This window comes from Lawsonibacter sp. LCP25S3_E2, assembly GCF_052117285.1.
Lineage (GTDB): Bacteria > Bacillota > Clostridia > Oscillospirales > Oscillospiraceae > Lawsonibacter.
This window is the reverse complement of the sequence record NZ_JBQKJL010000004.1, coordinates 130,564-154,943: the sequence shown is the minus strand read 5'-3', so window position 1 is coordinate 154,943 and position 24,380 is coordinate 130,564. Positions and strand designations below refer to the sequence as shown.

General features: G+C 58.1%; 20 protein-coding genes. 12 read left to right on the top strand and 8 right to left on the bottom strand.

What is annotated here, in order from left to right:
• Window positions 1-11 precede the first annotated feature (11 nt).
• The 6 genes from ftsH to ACTQ3R_RS05610 form a co-directional block, all read right to left on the bottom strand.
• Entirely contained in the window at window positions 12-1,883 is a 1,872-nt protein-coding gene (ftsH, locus tag ACTQ3R_RS05635) for an ATP-dependent zinc metalloprotease FtsH (protein ID WP_441779554.1), read from the bottom strand.
• A 16-nt stretch (window positions 1,884-1,899) separates the two neighbouring features.
• Window positions 1,900-2,442, bottom strand: coding sequence for a hypoxanthine phosphoribosyltransferase (gene hpt / locus ACTQ3R_RS05630; RefSeq protein WP_441779555.1), 543 nt, complete (start codon window positions 2,440-2,442; stop codon window positions 1,900-1,902).
• 49 nt (window positions 2,443-2,491) lie between these two features.
• Window positions 2,492-3,883 (bottom strand): tRNA lysidine(34) synthetase TilS, encoded by a 1,392-nt coding sequence (gene tilS / locus ACTQ3R_RS05625; protein WP_441779556.1) that lies wholly within the window; start codon window positions 3,881-3,883, stop codon window positions 2,492-2,494.
• A gap of 89 nt (window positions 3,884-3,972) precedes the next feature.
• Window positions 3,973-5,331, bottom strand: coding sequence for a replicative DNA helicase (gene dnaB / locus ACTQ3R_RS05620; RefSeq protein WP_441779557.1), 1,359 nt, complete (start codon window positions 5,329-5,331; stop codon window positions 3,973-3,975).
• 40 nt (window positions 5,332-5,371) lie between these two features.
• On the bottom strand, window positions 5,372-5,818 hold the full coding sequence (rplI, locus tag ACTQ3R_RS05615) for a 50S ribosomal protein L9 (RefSeq protein ID WP_441779558.1): 447 nt from the start codon (window positions 5,816-5,818) through the stop codon (window positions 5,372-5,374).
• A gap of 60 nt (window positions 5,819-5,878) precedes the next feature.
• A complete protein-coding gene (locus ACTQ3R_RS05610) occupies window positions 5,879-7,861 on the bottom strand; it encodes a DHH family phosphoesterase (RefSeq protein ID WP_441779559.1) in 1,983 nt (660 codons plus the stop codon).
• A gap of 259 nt (window positions 7,862-8,120) precedes the next feature.
• On the opposite strand from ACTQ3R_RS05610, the gene ACTQ3R_RS05605 reads away from it, so the two are divergent.
• Window positions 8,121-9,185, top strand: coding sequence for a branched-chain amino acid aminotransferase (locus tag ACTQ3R_RS05605; RefSeq protein ID WP_441779560.1), 1,065 nt, complete (start codon window positions 8,121-8,123; stop codon window positions 9,183-9,185).
• A 71-nt stretch (window positions 9,186-9,256) separates the two neighbouring features.
• On the opposite strand, the gene ACTQ3R_RS05600 is transcribed toward ACTQ3R_RS05605, so the two are convergent.
• Window positions 9,257-10,447, bottom strand: coding sequence for an iron-containing alcohol dehydrogenase (locus ACTQ3R_RS05600; protein WP_441779561.1), 1,191 nt, complete (start codon window positions 10,445-10,447; stop codon window positions 9,257-9,259).
• Between the two features lie 41 nt (window positions 10,448-10,488).
• Entirely contained in the window at window positions 10,489-11,688 is a 1,200-nt protein-coding gene (locus ACTQ3R_RS05595) for an ATP-binding protein (RefSeq protein WP_441779562.1), read from the bottom strand.
• Between the two features lie 132 nt (window positions 11,689-11,820).
• On the opposite strand from ACTQ3R_RS05595, the gene dusB reads away from it, so the two are divergent.
• The 11 genes from dusB (at window position 11,821) to ACTQ3R_RS05540 (ending at window position 24,377) form a co-directional block, all read left to right on the top strand.
• Window positions 11,821-12,795, top strand: a complete 975-nt coding sequence (dusB, locus tag ACTQ3R_RS05590) for a tRNA dihydrouridine synthase DusB (RefSeq protein ID WP_441779563.1) — start codon at window positions 11,821-11,823, stop codon at window positions 12,793-12,795.
• Between the two features lie 39 nt (window positions 12,796-12,834).
• A complete protein-coding gene (locus tag ACTQ3R_RS05585) occupies window positions 12,835-13,446 on the top strand; it encodes a sigma-70 family RNA polymerase sigma factor (protein ID WP_441779564.1) in 612 nt (203 codons plus the stop codon).
• Window positions 13,447-13,451: 5 nt separating this feature from the next.
• On the top strand, window positions 13,452-14,597 hold the full coding sequence (locus ACTQ3R_RS05580) for an anti-sigma factor family protein (RefSeq protein ID WP_441779565.1): 1,146 nt from the start codon (window positions 13,452-13,454) through the stop codon (window positions 14,595-14,597).
• 230 nt (window positions 14,598-14,827) lie between these two features.
• Entirely contained in the window at window positions 14,828-16,900 is a 2,073-nt protein-coding gene (locus tag ACTQ3R_RS05575; protein WP_441779566.1) for an elongation factor G, read from the top strand.
• 138 nt (window positions 16,901-17,038) lie between these two features.
• Window positions 17,039-17,581, top strand: a complete 543-nt coding sequence (locus ACTQ3R_RS05570) for an NUDIX domain-containing protein (RefSeq protein ID WP_441779567.1) — start codon at window positions 17,039-17,041, stop codon at window positions 17,579-17,581.
• Between the two features lie 23 nt (window positions 17,582-17,604).
• Window positions 17,605-18,309, top strand: coding sequence for a response regulator (locus ACTQ3R_RS05565; protein WP_441779568.1), 705 nt, complete (start codon window positions 17,605-17,607; stop codon window positions 18,307-18,309).
• A 32-nt stretch (window positions 18,310-18,341) separates the two neighbouring features.
• Entirely contained in the window at window positions 18,342-20,126 is a 1,785-nt protein-coding gene (locus tag ACTQ3R_RS05560) for an ATP-binding protein (protein WP_441779569.1), read from the top strand.
• The gene (locus tag ACTQ3R_RS05555; protein WP_441779570.1) at window positions 20,110-21,462 is read left to right on the top strand and encodes a hypothetical protein; all 1,353 of its coding nucleotides are present in this window, start codon (window positions 20,110-20,112) and stop codon (window positions 21,460-21,462) included. Before ACTQ3R_RS05560 ends, ACTQ3R_RS05555 begins: the two co-directional genes overlap by 17 nt.
• 4 nt (window positions 21,463-21,466) lie before the next feature.
• Complete coding sequence (locus ACTQ3R_RS05550; protein WP_441779571.1) at window positions 21,467-22,276, top strand: hypothetical protein; 810 nt, start codon at window positions 21,467-21,469, stop codon at window positions 22,274-22,276.
• Between the two features lie 73 nt (window positions 22,277-22,349).
• Window positions 22,350-23,168, top strand: coding sequence for a glutamate racemase (gene murI, locus ACTQ3R_RS05545; protein WP_441779572.1), 819 nt, complete (start codon window positions 22,350-22,352; stop codon window positions 23,166-23,168).
• Between the two features lie 87 nt (window positions 23,169-23,255).
• Window positions 23,256-24,377, top strand: coding sequence for a THUMP domain-containing class I SAM-dependent RNA methyltransferase (locus ACTQ3R_RS05540; protein ID WP_441779573.1), 1,122 nt, complete (start codon window positions 23,256-23,258; stop codon window positions 24,375-24,377).
• The last annotated feature ends 3 nt before the right edge of the window (window positions 24,378-24,380 follow it).

Sequence of the window (24,380 nt, the reverse complement as noted above, 5' to 3'; positions counted from 1 at the left end):
CGGGTGATTTTTTATGCCTGCTGATAATCGGAAAACTCCTCTGCGCCGGGGTCGTCAAAGACCTTGGCAAAGACTTCTGCGTCCATCGTCTCATGGTCCAGAAGATACCGGGCGGTAATTTCCAGCTCCCGACGGCACCGGGAGAGAATTTCCTCACACCGCTGATAGGCCTGGTCCACGATGGACTTGACCTCCTGGTCGATGAGCCCGGCCACCTCTTCGGAGTAGGTGCGGGCCTGGGCCATGGAGCGGCCGATGAAGATCTCGTCGCTCTCGTTGCCATAGGCGATGGTCCCCAGCTTATCACTCATGCCGTACTTGGTAACCATAGCGCGGGAGATCTGGGAGGCCTTCTGAATGTCGCTGGAGGCCCCGGTAGAGATATCTCCCAGGACGATCTGCTCCGCCACGCGGCCGCCCAGACAAACGGCAATGCGCTCTTCCAGCTCCTTTTTGGACAGGTAGGACTTATCCTCCGCGGGCAGAGAGATGGTCATGCCACCGGCGGGACCGCGGGGAACAATGGTGATCTGATGGACCGGGTCCTGGGTTTTCAGCTCATGGATGACCACCGCATGGCCTGCCTCGTGGTAGGCAGTGAGTTTCCTTGCGTGGTCGGTGACCACACGGCTGCGCTTCTCAGGGCCGGCGATGACCTTCATCATGGCATTGTGGAGATCAGCCATGGTGATGAAACGCTGATCGTCCCGCGCAGCCAGGAGGGCAGCCTCGTTCAGGAGATTCTCCAGGTCGGCGCCGGTGAAGCCGGCGGTGGAACGGGCCACCTGGTTGAGATCCACGTCCTCCGCCAGAGGCTTCTGCTTGGCGTGGACCTTCAAAATGGCCTCACGGCCCTTGATATCAGGCAGACCCACATAGATCTGACGGTCAAAGCGGCCGGGGCGCAGGAGAGCGGGGTCCAGAATGTCCTGGCGGTTGGTAGCAGCCAGGACGATCACGCCCTCGTTGGAACCAAAGCCGTCCATCTCCACCAGAAGCTGGTTGAGGGTTTGCTCCCGCTCGTCATGTCCGCCGCCCAGGCCTGCACCGCGCTGACGGCCCACGGCGTCGATCTCGTCGATAAAGACGATGGCAGGGGCCTCTTTTTTGGCCTGGTCAAAAAGGTCGCGGACACGGCTTGCGCCCACGCCCACATAGAGCTCTACAAAATCAGAGCCGGAAATGGACAGGAAGTGTACCCCTGCTTCCCCGGCTACCGCCTTTGCGATCAGGGTCTTGCCGGTGCCCGGAGGGCCCACCAGCAGCACGCCTTTGGGAATCCGGGCGCCCAGACTGGAAAACTTCTGGGGATCACGGAGGAATTCCACGATCTCCTGAAGCTCCTCTTTCTCCTCGTCAGCGCCGGCCACATCATCAAAGGTGACTTTCTTGGCCTGGTCGGAGAGCGTGCGGGTTCTGGCATGGCCAAAGCGGGAAGCGCCGGGGGCACCGCCGCCGCCGCCGGCCCCGGTGCGCTGGCGCATCATCAGGTACCAGAACAATCCCAGCACCGCCGCCGCCACCAGATAGGGCAGAAGGTTATACCACCAGGAGCCCTCCATTCCCTGGGGCAGGTCGTAGCGGAGCAGACCCGCATTCTGCTGGGTTTCCCACAGCTCGTGGAGGTCATCGTAGAGCCAGTCGGGATTGGCGATGTGATAGGCCAGGGTGGAGGAGGAGCCGTCCTCTCCCCGGAGGACCAGAGTGAGGGTGTTGTCCTTCAGCTCAAAATAGGACACCTTCTCCTGAACAAAGAGGGTGCGGATGTCGCTGTAGATAGGGGCGTCACTTCTGTCCATCTGCTGCAGGGCGGAAAAGGTAAAGAAAAGCAGTACCGCCAGCATCAGATACATGGTGATGTCCCGGGGGGAAAAGCGTCTCATAGGCTAAAATCCTTTCTTACCCGCCGTATACCTGGGGCTTTAAGATACCAATATAAGGCAGGTTGCGGTATTTTTCCGCGTAATCCAGTCCGTAGCCCACCACAAAGGCATCGGGAATGGTAAAGCCGGAGTAGTGAACCTCCACAGGTTTTACCCGGCGGTCCGGCTTATCCAAAAGGGTACAAAGCCGGATAGAGGCGGGGTGACGGTGTTCCAGAATTTTCAGCAGGTAGCTCAGAGTGTTTCCGCTGTCCAGAATGTCCTCTACCACGATGATGTGGCGGCCGGTGATGTCCTCGGACAGGTCCTTGGTGATCTGTACCTGGCCGCTGGAGGTGGTGCCGCTTCCATAGGAGGAAACGGACATAAAGTCCAGGGTACAGGGCAGGTCAATGGCGCGGCACAGGTCGGCCATGAAAATAAAGGAGCCCCGGAGCACGCTGATGAGCATGACCTCCTTGCCCTGATAGTCCCGTTCGATCTCCCGCGCAATTTCCGCCACCCGTGTTTTTAATTGTTCCTCACTGAAAAGAATCTCCTGAATATCCTGTTCCAACATATGCGCCTTCATTCCTTTCCATTATCTCTCACTTCAAAGAGAAAAAACATTAGCTTAAGGGTGCTACGGTAATATGCCAGGCGCCCTGTCCCTTTTGGGCAGAGAAAGCCCGGTCCGGGCCCAGCCCGGCCACGGCGGCTACCGCGCCGCCGCACTCAAAAACAGGAAGTACCTCCCGCTGAAAGCGGGGAAGCTTTTCCTGGATCATCCATTTTTTCACGCTTTTTCCAAGTCTGCCTGGCGGGGTCAGACGGTCCCCGGTGCGCCGGGGCCGGACGGAAAGCAGAGCGGCCGCCTGGCGGCTGAGCCAGAAGTCCCAGGGAGTCTGAGGCTGTCCTTCATAGGTCTGGGCCTGGCAGGTGATGTGCCAGGAGCCCGTCTCCAGCTCTCCGGGGAGAGGAAGAAGCCCAGGCTCCAGGGGAATTGGCCCCAGTCTGGGAACGACCAGAAGCCGGTCGTAGCACCGCCGGGCTACGCAGCTGTGGGGAAGGTGGACCTGAGCGGAGGGATCATCCGCACGGCACAGGTTCCATATGGCGGTCAGATGGGTGCTGCCGCAGTTCTGGTCCCCGTCCCACAGCTGCCCCAACAGAAGCCGAATGGCCCGAAAGGCAATGGGCGCGGGGGCCTGAGCCAGCAGAGCTGCCTGGATGGACAGGCCTTCTTCCTCTGCGCAGGCCTTGCCGGCCAGTTCCCGAGCCTGATCGGTCAGAAAGACCTCGTCTGAGCGCAGCAGGGCGGCAGCCTGGGTCATGCGGGAGAGAAAACCGGGGGAGATGTCCTCCAGCACTGGAATGACCTGGTGGCGGATACGGTTGCGGGTGTAACTGTCGTCCTGGTTGGAGCTGTCCTCCATGTGGGGCAGGGCGTAGTGAAAGAGATAGTCTTCCACTTCCTGGCGGGTGGTGGTGAGCAGGGGGCGGATGAGGTCGTCCCTCTGTGGTGCAATTCCGCCCAGTCCCCGCAGACCACTGCCACGGGCCAGATGAAAGAGAATGGTTTCTGCATTGTCATTGGCAGTGTGGGCAGTGGCGATCCGGTCGGCACCCGCCTGCTGAGCAGCCGTTCGGAGAAAGGAATAGCGCATCTCACGGGCCGTTTCCTCCAGCCCCATACCCTGGAGCTTTGCCTGAGCTGCTACGTCTCCTTGCCCGAGGTAAAGCTGAACAGGGGGCAGCAAAGAACCATCCGCCATCCGCTGAGGGCCGCAGCAAAGGGACACAAACTGTTCCACAAACCGAACATCCCGGCGGGACTCCCCTCCCCGGAGCTGATGGTCAAAATGGGCGGCGGAGAGGGTGAAGGGGATCTGCTCCCGCAGGTGGTAGAGCGCGTGAAGCAGGCAAATGGAATCTGCCCCTCCGGATACCGCGCACAGCACATGACTGCCTGGGGGAATGAGGGACAGCTCCCGGATATAAGTCTCCATGGACTTCAGCATACGGGCCTCCTTAGCATACGCGGGATGAACAGGAAGAACACCGGGACATCTGCGTTGGGATGGTCCGCTTCTGCCTGAACGGGGAGGGGTCAGAACTCAGTGTGCTGCCACTCCATGTCGTTAAAGGTGGTAAATTCGGGCTGCCATTGGAGCTGGACCGTGCCGGTCTCACCGTGGCGGTTTTTGGCGATGATACACTCGGCCAGATTGGGATTTTCTGTGTCACGGTTGTAATACCCCTCCCGATAGAGGAAGAGCACGATGTCCGCGTCCTGCTCGATGGCACCCGACTCACGAAGGTCGGAAAGCATGGGGCGCTTATCCGTACGGCTCTCGTTGGCACGGGAGAGCTGACTGAGGCACAGCACCGGGACATTTAATTCCTTGGCCATGATCTTCAGAGAGCGGGAGATGTCAGAGACGATCTGCTGGCGGTTTTCTCCGGAACGGTTGCTTTTTCCGCCGGCGGACTGCATGAGCTGCAGGTAGTCAATGACCACAAGCCCCAAATTCTCCACCCGGCGGCACTTGGCGTTGATATCGGCTACGGTGACAGAGGAATCGTCGTCGATCAGGATCATGGAGCGGTTGAGGGAGTCGGCGGCTGCCGCCACACTCTCCCAGTCCTCCTCGGTCAGTTTGCCAGTCACCAGCTTTTTGTTGTCCACAAAGCACTCGCTGGAGATCAGACGCAGGGCCAACTGCTCCCGGCTCATTTCCAAAGAGAAAAAGGCCACATTTTTTCCCGATTTCTTACCTGCGTCCAGCAAAATGTTCAAGGCCATGGAGGTCTTGCCCATGCCGGGACGGGCGGCCAGAAGAATGAGGTCGGACTTGTTGAGACCGGAGATGGCCCGGTCCAGGTCCCGCAGACCGGTGGACAGTCCGGGAATGGCCGCATCGCTGGCGGCAAGCTCTCCCAGCCGGTCATATACATCAATCAGAACCGTGGAGATGGGAGTGAGCCCTCGGGCAGAGCGGCCTTGGCGGATGGCGAAGATCCGCTGCTCTGCCCGGTCCAGAATGGTCTGTCCTGTGTCGGTACCCTGCTGGACCAAGGCGGTGAGATCGCCTGCCACCTCTGCCACCTGACGCAGAAGGCTTTTGTCCTTGAGAATGTCGATGTATTCCTTCACATTGGCTGCGGTGGGGGTCGTGTCCATGAGCTGAAGCAGGTAATTACGGGAATTCGTTTCGTCATAATACCCGTTTTGCTTCATGTGCTCCAACACCGTAACCGGGTCAATGGTGAGGGAGTAGTTGAACATGGAGTAGATGGTTTCATAAATCTCCACGTTCTGCTGCAGATAAAAGTCCTCCGGGCGCAGCTTATCAATGACCTCCGGCACACACCGGGGGTCAATGAGCATAGAGCCCAGCACCGCCTGCTCCGCTTCTATCGAGTGGGGCAGCTGCTTGAGCAACAGTTCTTCATCACCCAGAGCCATAGTTTCACCTGCTTTTATCAATAAAATGGAACGTTAAAAATTAGGCCTCCGTTACCATCACGTTGACGGTGCCGACCACCTCGTAGCCCAGCTTGGCCTTGATCTGGTAGCCGCCGCAGGCCTTGATGGGCTCGTCCAGCACCAGCTTGGCCTTGGCGATGGTCACCCCGTGCTGGGCGGCCAGGGCCTCGGAGACTTCCTTGGCAGTGACGGCGCCGAACAGCCGTCCGCCCTCACCGGCCTTAGCGGCGATCTTGACCATCAGGCCTTCCAGCTTTTTAGCAGTGGCCTCGGCCTCGGCCTTTTCAGCGGCCTCCTGAGCCTTGCGGGCCTTCTCCTGCTGCTTCATGGTGTTCAGGTTTTCCGCAGTGGCAATGACAGCCAGCTTCTTGGGGAGAAGGAAGTTGCGGGCGTAGCCGTCGGATACCTCCACCAGCTGGCCCTTCTTACCCTGTCCGCGTACATCCTGCTGCAAAATGACTTTCATGGTGATTACCTCCAAAATTAAGAATAGAACGATCAATGGATCAAATAGAGAATGAAAAACTTAGGTTTCCAAATACCGGTCAATGGCCTGGCACAGCTCCTGGGCCACCTGTTCAATGGGCTTGCCAGTCACCTGGCCGCCCGCGGCGGCAGCATTTCCGCCGCCGCCCAGCTGCTCCAGAATAACCTGGACGTTGGTATCGCCCATGGAGCGGGCGGAGATGTTCACACGCTCCCCGTCCTGGGACAGGACAAAGGAGGTGTCAATGCCGATGATATTGAGCAGCTCGTCGGCGGCCTGGGCGGCCGTTACCCGGCCCACAGGCTTGTCCGCCACGGCGATGGCCATATGATCCCGATAAAGTTTGGCATTTTGAATGATGGCGTACTTGGCAATGGTGCCTGCCAAGTCATTCTGAAAGAGCTTTTTGACCTCAGCGGTGTCCGCGCCGGACCGGCGCAGGAAGGCAGCAGCCTCAAAGGTGCGGCCGCCGGTGCGCATGGTAAAGTTCTTGGTGTCCAGCACAATGCCTGCCAGCAGAGCTTCCGCCTCGGCCCGGAGCAGGTGGTTGGGCTCGATGATATACTGCAGAAGCTCGGTCACCAGCTCAGAGGCAGAGGAGGCATAGGGCTCGTGATAGTTCAGGGCCGCGCCTTCAATATAGGTGGCTGCCCGGCGGTGGTGGTCGATGACCGCTACCCGGTTGCAGGACTGAAGCAGTTCAGGGGCCTGAACCTGTTCCGGACGGTTGGTGTCCACCACCACGGCCAGGGAGCGGGTGTCCGCAATGAGCAGGGCATCCTGGGGGGAAAGGAATCCATCGTGGTACTCCGGAAGCTGAGAGAGCTTATCGATCAGCTCCTGGGCGGGGGTGTTGCCCGGATCCCGGATGATGTGGGCGGGAACGCCGTTTTTCCGGCACAGGGCGCACACACCGGCGGCGGCGCCCAGCGAATCGTTGTCCGGGGACTTGTGGCCCATAATAAAGACCTGAGAAGAATCGGAAATCAGAGAGGAAAGGGCGTTGGCCATGACACGGCTTTTCACCTTGGTGCGCTTTTCCGTCTCTTTGGAGCGGCCGCCGTAAAATTCAAAGGTGAACTTGTTTCGGATCACCGCTTGGTCACCGCCACGGGACAGGGCCATGTCGATGGACAGGTTGGCAAAGCTGAGCAGTTCCTGGTAGCTGTCCCCATCCTTGCCGATGCCGATGGAGAGGGAGGCGTTGATACCGCTGGGGTTGACTACCTGGTGGATGGCATCCAGAATGTCGAACTTGGACTCCACAAAGCGGGTCAAATACTGCTCTTCAAAAATAAAGAGATAGCGCTCCCGCTGATAGCGGCGCAGCAATCCGCCGGTCTGAGCCACCCAGGCGTCCAGACGGTTATCGATTTCCAGGGCGATGTTGGAGCGCTCGTTGTCCGTGAGGTTTTTGGTGAGGTCCTCGTAGTTGTCAATGAGCAGCACCGCAGCTACCGGGCGGGTGGCGGTATACTGGTCCCGGACCAGACAGAACTCGGTGACATCCACCCAGTAGGTAGTGGCCAAAAAGCCTCCTGTACGCCCGCCGGTACGCACCAGATGTCCAAAGACCAAAAAGCGCCGGCTGCCGTAGGTGACCTCGGTGGGGCACTCGCTTTTGCCCTCCATCAGCCAACGGGTGTCAAAGTCGGGAATCAGAGCAGACAGCTTGGCATCAAAGAGATGTTCCCGCTGGCCGGTGAGCTCCAAAAAGCGGTTGTTGGTCCAAACGATGTCGTCGCTTTCCGGGCGGAAGAGAACCATGGGCAGTGGGGAGTTCACCATGGTATCCTTGGTGGCGGTGTCTACCGTTCCCGTGAAGCTGTCCAGATATTTGTTCAGCTCCTTCCGGCGGCGGTGGGCACTCTCCCGGCTGTAGAGCCCCAGGCAGGCGATGATCACCAGCTCTGATGCCGCCAATACCCAGGAATAAAAGCCTGAGAACAGGGCAAAGAGAATGAGACAGATAAAGTACAGCCGAAAACTGGGCTGAAGCAGCTGATTAAGCTTGCGGTTCAAAAAAATACCCCCTTGTTTCTTTCCGAGGGAATGGGACTACACAATAAAGGTATTTTATTATAGCAGATCATCCGCCAGAAAACAAGAGGGACGGGAGAGTGGGACGGGAGAAGAAAAAACAAAAAAATCTTTCCCTGGGCCGGACCAAACCGTTGCGCCACGGGGGGAATACTGCTATAATAGGGAAAAACCGCCCCCTATTGTGTTGGAGGAGAGACGGCTTTTGAACACAAAGAAACGAGATTTAGGAGGAATTCCCATGGAAAACATCAAAATCACCCGTGCGGCTACTTTGAAGGAGAAGCCCGACTCCTCCAAGTTGGTGTTCGGAAAAAATATGACCGACCATATGTTCCTGGTGGACTATGACGAGGGCCAGGGCTGGCATGATCCCCGCATCGTTCCCTACGGCCCCCTGCAGATCGACCCCGCTGCCAAGGTGCTCCACTACGCCGAGGAGATCTTCGAGGGCCTGAAGGCTTACCGCACCGCCGACGGTTCCATCCAGCTTTTCCGCATCAAGGACAACATCGACCGGATGAACAAGTCTGCTGAGCGTCTGTGCCTGCCTCAGATCCCTGAGGAGCTGGCCATGGCCGGTATCATGGAGCTGGTGAAGGTGGAGCAGGACTGGGTGCCCTCTGAGAAGGATACCTCCCTCTACATCCGTCCCTTTATGATCGGCCTGGATGCCGCTTTGGGCGTGCACTCCTCCAAGCACGTGCAGTACATCGTAGTGGTCTGCCCCGTGGGTGCCTACTACCCCGAGGGATTGAACCCCGTCAAGATCTACGTGGAGGATCAGGATGTCCGCGCCGTCAAGGGCGGTACCGGTATGGCCAAGACCGGCGGCAACTACGCCGCTTCCCTCCGGGCCGGCGACCGGGCGGAGAAGGCCGGCTACAGCCAGGTGCTGTGGCTGGACGGCGTACACCGCAAGTACATTGAAGAGGTCGGCTCCATGAACGTGATGTTCAAGGTGGCCGGCAAGATCCTCACTCCCGACCTGAACGGCTCTGTGCTGGACGGCATCACCCGCCGCTCCTGCATCCAGCTGCTGAAGGATTGGGGTTATGAGGTAGAGGAGCGGCGCATCTCCGCCGAGGAGCTCTTCGAGGCTGCTGAGAACGGCACCCTGGAGGAGGCCTGGGGCACCGGCACCGCCGCTGTGGTCTCTCCCATCGGCGAGCTGGCGATGGAGGACAAGAAGGTCACCGTCTCCGGCGGCAAGATCGGTCCTGTCACCCAGAAGCTCTACGACGAGCTGACCGGTATCCAGTGGGGCCGCGTGGCCGATCCCCACAACTGGATCACCAAGCTGTAAGATAAAGAGAAATGAAAATCCCGGAAGCGAGAGCTTCCGGGATTTTTTGTGGCCAGATGGGAAGGGGAGGGTCAGTGATTGGCCAGGTTGTAGATGGCCAGAATGTCCTCGTGGCCCAGAACGCGGAAGGAGCCGATGGTGCGCTGGCCATGGAAGGTGCAGCCCACAGTGAGCATCTCCAGGACCTGGGCAGACTGCACCGAGCCTAAAAGCTCACGAATGCAGGTGGGCATGCCGATGGAACGGAAGTAGTCCTCGGTGGCCTCGATGGCGGCCAGGGCCTGCTCCTGTTCGGTTTTTCCGGTGGAATCCAGTCCCCACACCTGCTGTCCAAACTGGGCAAAGCGGGCGGGGTTGACGTCCAGGCAGTACCGGGCCCAGCTGCCCCACATGGCGGACAGGGTGGCGCCGTGGGCGGCATCAAAGCGGGCGCTCAGCTCATGACCCAGCTGGTGGGTGGCAAAGTCCATAAGGGCGCCCAGGCCGGTGAGGCCGTTGTGGGACAGGCTGCCTGCCCACATGAGCTCGCTCATGGCCTGATAGTCTCCCGGATGCTCCAGAGCCAGACGGCCGTTGCGGACGACGGTGCGCAGCAGCCCCAGGGAAATCTCGTCGGTAAGTTCGTTGGTGGTGATGGGGTTAAAGTACCGGTCCATGGTGTGCATCATAATATCCACAATGCCGCAGCTTACCTGATAGGGGGGCAGAGTAAAGGTGAGCTCCGGGTTCATAATGGCAAAACGGGGCCGATGGAGGTCGGTACTGAAGCCGCGCTTTTCCAGCGTGTCGTCCCGTGTGAGCACGGAGGAATGGCTGCTTTCGCTGCCTGCAGCGGGGATGGTGAGGACAACGCCCACAGGAAGGGCCTTTTCCAAAGGAACCCTCCGCAGCCAGATATCCTCCCAGATGTCCAGCTCCGGATTGGCTGCTCCGTCGGCGATGGCCTTGGCGGTGTCGATGACACTGCCTCCGCCCACGGCCAGCAAAAAGTCAGCTCCAAAGTCCAGGGCCTTTTTTAGACCCTCCCGCACCAGGCTGAGCCGGGGGTTGGGCTTTACGCCGCCCAGCGTTTCATAGGTAAGGCCCTTTTCGGTTAAGGAGGTGAGAACGCGATCCAAAAGTCCGCTTTTTACCGCGCTCTGTCCGCCATAGACTACCAGTACCCTGGAGGCACCCCAGGCGGCAGCCTGAGCACCCGCCTGCTGTTCCGTGCCGGGGCCGAAGATGATATTGGTAGGGGAGTAAAATTCAAAGGCCTGCATAAAAAAACCTCCTAACAAATAGTGGACAATCCACGATGAAATTAAAGATTCAAGCTGGCAATAAATTGCCGGGCCACGCGGGGGGTGCGGCCGGAGTGGCGGATCTCCCAGGTCATAGCCTGGGCGTGGAGCTGATCCCGGCTCATCTGTACCCCCGCCTGGTCGGCCAGATAGTCCACCAGGGCCAGATAGCCGTCCCGGTTCATGGTGAGATAGGGGATGCGCAGACCAAAGCGCTCGGCCAGGGCAGTCTTTTCAGAAATGGTCTCAAAGGTATCCACCTCATCCCCGGCCCGGTCGGTAAAGGTCTGGCGCACCAGGTGGCGGCGGTTGGAGGTAGCATAGATGGCCACATTATCCGGCCGTTTCTCCAGACTGCCCTCCAGAATGGTCTTCATGGAGGAGTAGGTTTTGTCATCCTGGTCAAAGGCCAGGTCATCAATAAAAAGAATGAACTTCTGACGCCGCCGGGCCAGAGAGCGGATGAGGCTGGGAAGGCCCGTGAGGTTTTCTTTTTGAATTTCAATGAGGCGCAGATCTTCCATGCCGGGCAGGTAGAGCATGGATTTGACCGTGGCAGACTTGCCGGTGCCGCCGTCTCCGAAGAGCAGTACGTTGTTAGCCTGACGGCCGGACATCATCAGACGGGTGTTCTGCTCCACCTGGCCCCTCTGATGCTCATAGCCTAAGAGGTCTTGAGGCTTTGGACAGTCCGGGTCGGCTACAGGGACCAGTTGTCCGTCCTCCCAAAGGAAGGCCCGGTACCGGGCATAGAGCCCCGCTCCGTGCTCCCGGTAAAACTGGGTGAGCGAGTCAAAATCAAAGGGAGCAGAGGAGCGCCAACGGGGAAGACCGGCCAAAACAGCGGCATAGTCCTGGGGGAGCAGCTCCTTCATAGCATCAACAAAGCGGTCACAGTCGGTCTGTGCCAAAATCACAAAAGTTTCCACATCCCGGCGGGCGGCGTTTTCCAGAGCGGGGTCGCCTCCGCCCTGTTCGGCCAGTAAGGCATAGGGACTCTCCTCATACCGAAGATGGTCCCACAGCCAGGGGCCCATCCCCTGAAAACCCTCCTGGCGCAGGGAGTAAAACAAGGAGCAGTAGGCATCCAGGGCCCGTTCCCCCTGCCTGGCGACCAGGGCATCGATCAGATCGGCAGCATGAAGAAAAACAGGCTGCTTTTTGAGTGTGCGGAAGGCGGATACCCCCTGAAGGGCAGCCCGGAGAGAAATAAAATTCATGGCAGATGCTCCTTAAAAAACGATGTTTTTCTCATTTTAATGTGCTGTGCCGCCCTTGTCAACGGTTTTGCCCTGTGGTAGAATGTCTTGAATTGAAATCGGGGCCGTTTTGCCCCCTCTCAGGAGGTCCCCATGGTATCCATTGGAGGAATTACAATTGAAACACCCCTGGCCCTGGGCCCCATGGCCGGAGTGACCGATATGGCCTTTCGTACCATCTGCCGGGAGCAGGGGGCGGGGCTTACCTGTACGGAGATGGTCAGTGCCAAGGCGCTGTGCTACCAGGACAAGAAGTCCATTCCATTGCTTCAGATGGGAGAAAATGAGACGCCTGCCGCCGCCCAGATCTTCGGCAGTGACCCGGTGTGCATGGAGGAAGGAGCGGCCATTGCCCACGAGGTGTCCGGGGCGGATATCATTGACATCAATATGGGCTGTCCGGTGCCAAAGGTGGCCAATTCCGGGGATGGTTCCGGGCTTATGCGCAATCCTGACCTGGCCTTCAAGGTAGCTCAGGCGGTGATCCGGGGAGCCAAATGTCCGGTGACGGTGAAGTTTCGCCTGGGCTGGGACAAGGGCTCTATCAACTGTGTGGAATTTGCCAAAGCTATGGAAGAGGCTGGGGTGGCCGCTGTGGCGGTCCATGGACGGACTCGGGTGCAGATGTACGCGGGCACGGCTAACTGGGACTGGATCCGGGAGGTCAAAAAGGCGGTCAAAATTCCCGTCATTGCCAATGGAGATGTGTTCAAGGGCACAGATGCCCCCCGTATTTTAAAGTATACCGGGGCGGACATCGCCATGATTGGCCGGGGGGTATTTGGAAACCCCTGGATTTTTGCCCAGTGCAAGGCCGCCCTGGAGGGCCGGCCCATCCCCGAGATGCCGCCGCTGAGCCAGCGGTGTGATACGGCGGTGCGGCAGTTTGAACTGGCGGCAGCCAACAAGGGAGAAAAAATTGCCTGCCTGGAGGCCAGAAAGCAGTATGCCTGGTATTTGAAGGGCGTACCCCACGCAGGGTATTATAAGGAACAGATCGTGAAGATCACCACTTTGGAGGATGTGTACCGCATTACGGCGGGCATCAAGCGGGACCTTTGTTCATAAAAGGCAAGGGCAGAAGATCAGAATTAGGGGGTGAGCCCGGTGAGCGACCGGGACCTGGTGGCGCGGGCCAGGGCGGGAGACCAGGAGGCCTTTGCGCGGCTTGTGGAAGAAAATCAAAATAAGGTCTATTCCCTGGCGCTGCGGCTGGTGGGAGACCGGGAGGAGGCAGCGGATCTGGCCCAGGAGGCCTTCCTGAAGGCCTGGCAGGGACTGAAATCCTTCCAGGGGGACAGCAGCTTTGCCACCTGGATCTACCGTCTGACCACCAATGTCTGTATTGACTACCTGCGCCGGCAGAAGCGGAGGCAGGGAGTAGAGTCGGCGGTCTCCTTGGATGACGAGGACAGCGGCTGGGCCGAGCCGGCGGACTGGGACCAGGACCCGCAGCGGAAGCTGGAGCAGTCGGAGCGGGGCCGTGCCCTGGCCCGGGCCATGGAACAGCTTCCGGACCATCAGCGCCGTGCCCTGGTGCTGCGGGAGCTTTCGGGTCTTAGCTATCAGGAAATAGCCCAGGCCATGAGCCTGGATTTGGGAACGGTCAAGTCCCGGATTGCACGGGCACGACTGGCGCTGCGAAAAATTTTGCTTTCGGATGGGAACTTTTCCGGTGCTGCGCCGTCTAACCCTACGAATGAGAAGAAAAGGAGGTGAAGCCCATGGCTTGTCAGCACTATTATGAGCTGATATCCCAGCGTCTGGATGGTGAATTGACCTGGGAGGAAGAGCAGGAACTGGAGTCCCATCTTGCCGACTGCCCCAGCTGCCGGGCTTTGGCCGAGCAACTGTCTGGGCTTCACGAGGATTTTTCCGCACTGGAGGAAATTCCCGCCCCTGAGGGGTTTGCCCAGGGCGTGATGGATCGGATCCGGATGGAGGAAACTAAAAAAGTGATCCCGCTGTTCCGGCGTCCCCAGTTCAAAGCGGCCGCAGGTCTGGCTGCCTGCCTGGTGTTGTGTGCAGGCCTCTATGGGGTCGGCCAGCTTAATTTGCCCGTTCAGAATGGGACGGTCCAGTCTGCGAGTGCGACGATGGAAAATCAGCCGGAGGATACGCTGCCCCAATATAAGGCCAGCCAGGCTCCCGCGGACTCGGACCCCGAGGTGGAGGATGCGCCGGGGGTGACCGGCTATTCATTTGCCTCTGAGGAACCAACTGTGGATGAGCCGGCCCAGTCTGAGCAGATCGCCCCCAAAGTTTATGGCAGTGACAATCCCTCCCAGGTTCGTTCCGAAGGGAAGAATACCCTTGTGGAAGCGGAAAAGCCTGAGGAAGAGATTCAAAACACACAGCTTCCCAACAATGCTTTGGACAGCCAAGTGCCCCAGGGAGATCAGCAGGATGCGTCCAACGGGGAAGGTCAGGACGACCCGGAATCCACGGTTGGCGTAACGGACGCCGCTATTGGGGAAGAAGGAGAGGCGCGGTCCTTCCAGAATGAACAGTACCTCTCTGTGACCTACGGCGCCACCCCACAGGCCCCCTCGGCTGTGATTTTGGGCAGTGTCCAGTCTTTGACGGACTATCTGGCCGCCTTTCCGGAGGACGATTTGACCGCCGTGGCAGAAAGCTACGATGCGGCCTACTTTGAGACTGGCCGGCTGCTGGCTGTCGTGGTTGAGACCGGGAGTGGTTCCAATTCCTTCACGCTGGCAGAGGACGGTTTGGACGCAGAACAGGTGGTTCTGGAGGAGAATCGTCCCCAGGAGGGGACGTGTGATATGGCCGCCTGGCTCATTGTGGCTGAGGTCGGCACAGAGTTCTCCGAGGGAGAAACCCTGGAAGTGTCCGTTGTTACCCCCTGAAGGAAAAACAATCAGATCAAGCGGCCCCCTGCGCGCGGCAGGGGGCCGCTCTTTTGTTATCCTGAGAGGGCAGAGGGCTCTTTCGTGATTCTCACCAAAATTTATCAAAAAAACAGTTGTCAGGACGGCGGGTTTAGTGTATAATGACTAACAGGCTGTAACACCCCGCTGACGTGATAAATTCTGTCCGGGGCGGAACAATAGTCCAAACATAAGGAGTGGAACAAGACATGAGATATTCTGTACAAAACATCCGCAATGTCTGCTTGCTGGGACATGGTGGCAGTGGTAAAACTGCCCTGGCGGAGAGTCTGCTGTATATGACCGGCGCCATTGACCGTATGGGCAAGGCTGCCGATGGCAATACCGTGTGCGATTACGACCCTGAAGAGGTCAAGCGTCAGATCTCCATCTCCCTGTCTGTGGCCCCTGTGGAATTCAAGGGCTGTAAGATCAACGTGCTGGACACTCCGGGCGGCTTTGATTTCTCCGGTGAAGTGATGGAGGCCCTCCGGGCCGCCGACGCCGCGATCATCGTCTGCTCCGCCAAGGACGGCATTTCCGTGGGTCTGGAGAAGGCCTGGAAGTACTGCGAGGAGCGGAACATGCCCCGGTTTATTTATATTTCCAAGACCGACGAGGATAACTCTGACTATAACGCCACCTTCGAGGCTCTGCGTGCCAAGTACGGCAACAAGATCGCTCCCCTGGTGGTGCCCATCTGGGACGAGAGCAAGAAAGTCATCGGCATCATCGACGTGCTCAACAAGCGCGCCTATGAGATGCGCAACGGCAAGCGGGAGGAGATCGAGATTCCCGAGGGCAAGGACGAGGTCATTACCGAGTTCCACGATGCGCTGAAGGAGTCCGTGGCCGAGACCAGCGAGGAATTTATGGACAAGTTCTTCTCCGGCGAGGACTTCACCTATGCCGAGATGATCCAGGGCCTGCGCCAGGGCGTGCGTGAGCTGAGCCTGTTCCCCGTGCTGTGCGGTTCCGCCGTCAACACCATGGGCTCTCTCATGCTCATGGACTACATCGCCGAGCTGCTGCCCACTCCCATGGAGGGCAACTATCACAAGGCCACCCGCCAGGACGGCGAGACCGAGGAGTTCGTGGTTTCCCCCGGCGGCGTGCCCACTGCGTTCGTGTTCAAGACCGTCTCCGATCAGTACGGCAAGTACTCCTTCATCAAGGTCCTCTCCGGTGTTATCACCTCTGACCTCACCCTGGTCAATTCCCGCACCGGCGCCAGCGAGAAGCTGGGCCGCCTGTATCAGATGCGGGGCAAGAAGGCCGAGGAAGTTAAGGAGCTGGGCTGTGGTGACATCGGTGCCATCGGCAAGATGGAGAAGGTCAAGACCGGCGACACCCTGTGCGATCCCCGTAAGGTGGTCTCCCTGAAGCAGATCCCCTTTGCTGAGCCCTGCTATTCCGTGGCCATCGCCCCCAAGACCCGCGGCCAGGAGGACAAGGTGGCCCAGGGCCTGTACCGCCTCAATGAGGAGGATCCCTCCTTTACCCTGGTCAACAACGCCGAGACTCACCAGATGGTGCTCACCGCCGCCGGCGACATCCAGGTGGATGTGTTGGTGAGCAAGCTGAAGAGCCGCTTCAATGTGGAGACCCAGCTCAGTGAGACCCGTGTGCCCTATCGTGAGAAGATCCGTAAGACCGTCCAGAAGCAGGGACGTCATAAGAAGCAGACCGGCGGCAGCGGCCAGTTCGGTGACGTGTGGATCCGCTTTGAGCCCAATCCCGAGGAGGAGCAGATGGTCTTTGCCGAGGAAGTGTTCGGCGGCTCTGTGCCCAAGAACTTCTTCCCCGCCGTGGAAAAGGGCCTGCGGGAAGCCTGCGTCCATGGTCCCCTGGCCGGCTATCCTGTGGTCAACCTGAAGGCTGTGCTCTATGATGGAAGCTACCACCCCGTTGACTCCTCTGAAATTGCCTTCAAGACTGCTGCCCAGCTGGCCTACAAGGCCGCCATGCCCGAGGCCAACCCCGTGCTGCTGGAGCCTGTGGGTGAGCTGAAGGTCACCGTGCCCGACAGCTACATGGGTGATGTGATCGGCGATCTGAACAAGCGCCGCGGCCGCGTGATGGGTATGACTCCCACCGGCGACGGAGAGCAGATCATTGAGGCTGAGGTGCCCATGGCTGAAATGACCAGCTACGCCATCGATCTGCGGGCTATGACCCAGTCCCGCGGCTCCTATACCTTCCACTTTGTCCGTTATGAGGATTGTCCTCCTGCGGCCCAGGAGAAGGCTATTGCTGCCGCCAAGGCCATGGCTGAGGAATAAGGTTTTCAAAAGTCCGCCCCAACTGGGGCGGACTTTTTTGCGCAAAATTTTCCCTCCCCTTCTTCAACGGCTTTACCCAAGAGGCGATCTGTGCTATACTAACTCTAACTGAATTGAATTTCCCGAGGAGGAGATACTATGGATCTGACTGAGCAGAAAGTGAGCAGTCAAACCATTTTTGAAGGGCAGATCGTCAAGCTGACTCTGGACCAGGCCCGGCTGCCCGACGGCAATTTGGCCAGCCGGGAAGTAGTCTATCATCCCGGTGGTGTAGCGGTACTGGCGCTGGATGAAGAGAACAATGTTTTTCTGGTGCGGCAGTACCGCTATCCCATCCAGCAGCTGCTGCTGGAGCTGCCTGCGGGAAAGCTGGATCATGGAGCCGAGGAGGACATTCTTCTGGGAGCCAAGCGGGAGCTGAGCGAGGAGACCGGCCTAGAGGCGGAGGAGTGGACCTATTTGGGTTATACCCTGGCTTCCCCCGGATTTTGCACCGAGGCCCTCCATATGTATTTGGCCCGGAAGCTGACCAAAAAGCAGCAGCATCTGGACGCGGACGAATTTCTGGATGTGATTACTATGCCCTTTGACAAGTTGGTGGAGCAGGTGATGGACGGTACCATCACCGATGCAAAGACTGTCTCTACCACCCTAAAGGTAAAGGTCCTGCTGGGACTGTAAGGAAGAATAGAAGGAGGTCCCCCATGGGAAAAACTGTTTTGATCGTGGAAGATGAACAGAATATTGTGGATATTCTGTCCTTTAACCTGAGCCGGGAGGGGTACGATACCCTGGAGGCCTATGACGGGCCTACGGGACTCCAGCTGGCTTTGGAGCAAAACCCCGACCTCATTCTTTTGGATTTGATGCTGCCTGGGATGAATGGCTTTGATGTCTGCGCCAAAATCCGGCAGAGCGGGAATGCCATTCCCATCATCATGCTCACGGCCCGTGAGGAAGAAGAGGATAAGGTTTTGGGTCTGGAACTTGGCGCCGACGACTATATCACAAAACCCTTCTCCATGCGGGAGCTGCTGGCACGGGTGAAGGCTAACATCCGCCGGGTGGGCATGGCGCCGCCTGCCGGAGCAACGGTTTCCGCGGCCGCCGTTCAGGATGGAGGCCGGGTGACCATTGACGAAGAACGGGCTACGGTCTATAAGGACGGCAGCCCCATGGACCTGACCCAGCGGGAGTATGACCTGATCCGCTATCTGGCAGCCCAGCCAGGGAAGGTCTTTTCACGGGAGGCTCTGATGGAGCACGTGTGGAACTATGAGGGCTATGTGGGCGATGTACGGGCTGTGGATGTGGCCGTGCGGCGCCTGCGGGAAAAGTTTGAGGATGACCCTGCCAATCCCCAGTTTATTAAGACAAAGCGGGGAATGGGATACTACTTTGGCGAATAACCGGAAGTTCCGAAGAGGAGGGGGGTGCCCCTATGCTGCGCAGCTTACATACAAAACTGGTCATGATCATGGTTTTGCTCATCCTGTCGCTGATGCTGGTGGTGGGGGCCTTTCTCATCAACTCGGTGGCCGCTTTCTACCTGGAGGATTTCTATACCCAGGTTTCGGATGTGTTCAAGGACCCCAGGCTTAAGCACGACCTGGAGACCGAGACGGAAGGGGAAGAGGATGGCGCTGCCCAGCTGGAACTGGTGCTGGAGGCCTATGCAGGTGAGCTGGGGGTAAACAGCCGCAACCGGAAGCTTTACATTTTGGATGAAAACGGCGAGTGCCTGATCGCGCCCGAGGGGGAGGAAGCTCCTCTGGAACTGACGGAAAACCTGATGTTTGCCCTGACCACCGGTATGGAAACCGGTGAGACGGGAGACGAGAGTAATTTGGCGCTGGACTATATGGATGTAGCCATCCCCATTCACCGGGGGGAAAATGGGTATGTCATTTATATTTTGGACAACAAGACAACTGCGGATAGCTTGACCAATCAGATGTTTATCCTGATCGTGGAAGCGCTGATTTTCGGCCTGGTGATCTCCATCCTGCTCTCCTTCCTGCTGTCCAAAACCATGGTCATCCCCATTCAGCGGCTGACGGAAGGAGCCATGCGTCTGGCAGAGCGGGATTTTTCTCGAAAAATTGAGGTCCCGTCTCAGGATGAGATCGGCGTGCTCACCGAGACCTTCAATGACATGGCCGGTCAGCTCCAAGACACTCTGCGCCAGGTGGAAAACGAGCGCAATAAGCTGGATACCCTCTTCCTTCATATGAACGATGGTGTGGTGGCCTTCTCGCGGGAGGGCACGGTGATCCATTCCAACCCCGCCGCTGCCCAGATGCTTCTGCGGAGAATCAGCGGGGAGACCACCTACGATCAGCTTTTTGGTGAGGTCGCCTCGCTGGACCAGGTGCTGGCCGTTCCCGACCATCTGGAGGGAGAAATGCGGGTGCGGGATAGTTTTCTGCAGCTGCTTATGGCTCCTTTTGACCGTGGGCAGGCAAATGGCGGTGCCCTGGTGGTCATTCACGATGTGACGCAGCAGCGGAAAAATGAGGAGATGCGCCGGGAGTTTGTGGCCAATGTGTCCCATGAGCTGCGCACCCCTTTGACCAATATCCACTCTTACGCCGAGACGCTCACCGAAAGTGCCGGGGATATTCCGCCGGAGATGGAGAAGAAATTCCTGGGCGTGATCCTCAACGAGAGCGAGCGAATGACCCACATCGTCCAGGACTTGCTGACCCTGTCCCGGTTTGACTCCAACCGGGACGAGCTGAAGCTGGGGTGTTTTTCCTTCGGCGATGCAGTTCAGGACCTCTACAACGCGGTGTATATGGAGGCCCAGCGCCACAGCCATACTCTTATTCTTGACCTGGAGCCCGATCTGCCTGATATTGTGGCCGACCGGGAGCGGATTGTTCAGGTGATGATGAATATCGTTTCCAATTCGATTAAATATACCCCTGACGGGGGGCATATTACCATTGCGGCCGGGCGTCGTGAGGATCGCGTGTGGCTGGTGGTAGATGACGACGGCATCGGCATTCCAGAGGAGGACCGCCCCCGGATTTTTGAGCGCTTCTACCGGGTGGATAAGGCCCGTTCCCGTCAGTCCGGGGGCACTGGCCTGGGGCTGTCCATTGCCAAGGAGATCGTGGACCGGCACCAGGGCAAACTGAGCCTGATGAATAAGCAGGGGCCTGGACTTGCGGTGAAACTGGAGCTGAAGATCGAGGGACCAAGCCATGAAGCAAAATCATAAGCGGCGGGCGATCGAACTAAGTAAGGACGTCTTGATCCTTCTGCTGACCTGTTCCGCCCTGTGGCTGGCGGCCAGAACCCAGCTGTTGGCCCCACTGGATAACCTGCTGGGTGAGGAGCGGCCTGAGACGGTGGCAGGACAGGAGCAAATGGGAACCCAGACGGGGAGTGCTTTGCCCATGGCCATGGTTGTGAACGTTCCCGAAGGAAGAATACTGACGGAGGAGACGGGACTGCCTGGAGAAGGGGAAGGCATCCGGTCAGGCATTGTCCATGACCAGCAGGCCTGTCAGGAGCTGTTTCAGCAGGTGGCCGGTGTGCTTGTGGAGGCGATGTCCGGCACTGTGACGCCGGAGACGATCGACCGGGAGCGGTGGGAAGCTGCCCTGACGGAACAGTTGGGGGTCTATATGGACTTTCAAGGGGAGCTTCCTATGCCTGTGCTGGCGGCCTGGCTGTCCGGCGGAAGCACCCAGCTGCAGGGGAACGTTCGGCGGCTGATCCTCGCTGGAGAGGAGGACGGAGTCGTCCTCTACTACCGGAATGAGGAGGACGGCAACTATTATCGGTGCGCCTGTGAAATGGGCGATGGTAAGGTATTGGAGCAAGCGCTCGCCTCATTTACGGATAACGGGGTTTTTTATGCCTTTGAGTCAGAGGAATACCAAATTCTGGCGCCGGATACCCTTCTTTTTCCCAATACCCCCAATCTGGAGGTTTATACCGTCTCTAACCCGGTAAATGGGGGCGAGGCTTCCCTGCAGGAACTGGTGCGAGATTTGGGCTTTTCATTGAATTCCACCAACTTTTATTCCACGGACGAATGGGTAGCCCGCAGTGGAGATGACAGCGTTCGGTTATCGGAGCGAGGAACCGTGGAATATACTGCTGGGGATGACAATGGCGTCCTGCCTGTGATACAGGGAGATGGCAGCAGTCTTTACCAGAGCGTGGAGACTTGCCGGAAGGTGGCGGCTATTTTGATGAATGGCCGCTGCGGGGATGCCAGGCTCTACCTGAGTGCGGTTCGTGAGACACAGGACGGATTGGAAATTGAGTTTGACTATAGCCTGAATGGAATCCCGGTTTGTATGGACCAGGGAAGTGCTGCGCATTTCTTGGTATCCGATGGTAAGATTGCCCAATTTACCATGCGCCTGCGAAGCTATGCAGCCAGCGGGACCACATCGGCGGTGATGCCGCCAAAGCAGGCCCTGGCGGCCTTTTCTGCCTTGAATCTGGAAGGGCAGGAGCTGATGCTGACCTATACGGACGGCGGCGGGGATACCATGAGTGCCGGCTGGGCGGCCAGACAGGAGTCTGGGAAGGAGGAATAGGGCCATGCCATGGACAAAGCTGAAAAATATCATTCTGCTGATCCTGGTGCTGACCAACCTCTTTCTATTGGCCTTGGTAGTCAGTCAAAGCCTGCAGAACAGGCGGCAAAACAGCCAGACCAGGGAACACACCGTGCTCTTTTTGGCGGAACGGGGCGTGGAAGTGAGTGCGGACAGCATTCCTCAGTCTATCGAGCTGCTGCCTCAGACTGCCGAGCGGAATCAGGAAAAGGAGCAGCAGACTGCGGCGCTTCTTTTAAAAGGAGAGGTAGAAAAAGAAGCTCGGGGCGGTGAGATTTACCGCTATTCCAACAGCCAGGGCTGGGTTCAATACCATAGTGACGGATCTTTTTCTGCCTATCTGGAGCCAGGTGTTTACCCGGCACAGGACAAGAAAGCTGCCTGTACGGCTATTTTAGAGACTGTGGGGTTTGAAGGGACGCTGCTGGAAGAGACGGAAGAGGAGCTCGTATTTCAGCAGACGTGGAATGAGATCCCTCTGTTTGGCCAGCGGGTCATCATATTTTGTGCCAACGGGAGTGTTAGTACGATTTCCGGCCAACGCCTGATAGGAGAGCCGGAGGTGGACCAAACGCGTAAGACCATTACCGTTTCCACCGCCCTGGTGCGGTTTCTCAATGGTGTGAGTACCTTGGGAGATGTGTGTAATCGCATTGACCGGGTAGAGGAGGGGTACGTGTGTACCGCCACCTTAACAGGTTCTATGCTCTTGACCCCCGCATGGCAGGTTACGACCGATACCGGAGCATACCAGCTGGATACGGTGACTGGGACGGTCTGGCGGGCGGAATAGCGGGAAAAGGGCAGAGAGGATCTGTGTAAAATGTACGACGTCTTAGTGCGCCGTGATCCTAGGGAGGAAATTCATGTCGAGACGGAATAATCCCGTGGGCATCTTGGACTCGGGAATCGGGGGATTTAGTGTGCTCAAGCAGGTTCAGCGCCTGCTGCCGGAGGAAAACATTCTGTATTTTGGAGACGGGGCCCATGTCCCCTATGGCAACCACCCGGAGCAGACCATTGTGGCCTTGAGCCGGTATATGTTTGAATTCATGGAGCAGCACCAAGTAAAAGTGCTGCTGGTGGGCTGCAATACCATCTCCTGTGTCACAGAGCAATGTGTGGATCTGGTGTCCTGTCCCGTCTTTAATGCGGTGCAGGCGGGGGTAAACGGTGCATTGTCCGGCGGAGGAGAGCGGGTGGGAGTCATTTCCACTGTGTTTACCCACAGCTGCCAGACCTACCCCCGGCAGCTTATGGCTCAGGGAGACAGGGGACTAAAGGTGTGCAGCCGGGGCTGCCCCAATCTGGCCAGCCTGGTAGAACATAATCTTGGAAGCGGCGAGGGGATGGACCGCGTGGAACAGGAGCTTCGCCGAGAGCTGGGGGAACTGGTGGAACAGGAAAAAATTCAGTGCTGCGTACTGGGCTGTACCCATTATTCTTTGGTCAGTGACCGGATTCAAAAGCTTTTTCCCCATTTGACTTTGGTAGACCCCGCGCAGGAGATGGCCCGGAACCTGGCGAGCTATCTCCGGGAGAACGACCTGACCAGAGAAGGCGGAGAAAAGGGCCGGGTGACGATCTATACGACCGGTGAAGTCAAGGAGTATACGCTGCGGGCAAATCAGGTAGGGCTGGAGCGTGTGGAACAGATCTGTTCCTACCCCGCCTTGGAAATTTGAGAAAAAACGGGGACGAGGACCGCAGGCCTTTGTCCCTGACTTTGTGCATACGGACGGAAAAGAGGTCCGCCGAGAAAGAGGTATAAAATGAGACAATTGCAGTTTGCTGTCCCGACGCTGTTCGGCCTGGAGGGCCTTTGTGCCGACGAGATGCGGCGGCTGGGATTGCCTGAGGTGAGGGCAGAAAATGGGCGGGTACTGTGTACAGGACAGGCGGCCGATTTACCCAGACTCAATTTGAACCTGCGCACTGGGGAACGGGTGCTGCTGGTGCTGGGGAGCTTTCCTGCTTCGGACTTTGACGCCCTGTTTGAAGGAACGAAGGCCCTGCCGTGGGAGGAGTTTATTCCGCGAGAGGGACAATTTCCGGTGAAGGGGCACAGCCTCAATTCGGCCCTCCATTCGGTGCCTGCCTGCCAGTCCATTGTAAAAAAAGCCATTGCTGCCCGTATGGGTCAGAAGTATCAGCTTCGTACACTTCCGGAGACGGGGGCACTGTATCAGGTGCAGTTTTCTATCATGGGGGATGTGGCCACCCTTATGCTGGATACCTCGGGAGCGGGACTACATAAGCGGGGGTATCGGGCACAGGGTGTGGCCGCTCCCCTGCGGGAGACCCTGGCCGCCGGTATGGTGCTCCTGTCCCGATATCGGGGGAGAGATCCCCTGTGCGATCCGTTCTGCGGCAGCGGTACGATCCCCATTGAAGCTGCCCTTATTGCTAAAAACCGTGCCCCAGGTCTGAACCGGAGTTTTTCCGCCCAGAAGTGGAGCTGGCTGGATAAAAAGCTTTGGATGTCCGCTGCAGACGAGGCCATGGACAAGGAATTTGACGGTGATTATGAGATCTGGGGTGGTGATCTTGACCCGGAAGCAGTAGCCTTGGCCCGCCACAATGCCCAGTTGGCTGAGGTAGAGGATGTGGTGCACTTTGAGGTGTCCGATGCCCGGACGTTTCATTGGGGCGGTATCCATGGCCGGGTGGTGACCAATCCCCCCTACGGGGAACGGATCATGGAACGCCGGGAGGCGGAGGAGCTCTACCGGGCTTTTGGCAAGGCTTGGGATAAGTTCCCGGAGGGGTGGAGCTTATATCTGCTGTCCTCCCACACGGAATTTGAACGAACCTTTGGAAAAAAGGCGGATAAAAAGCGTAAGCTCTACAACGGAATGCTTAAGTGCGACCTGTTTATGTACGGAATAAAGTGAGAA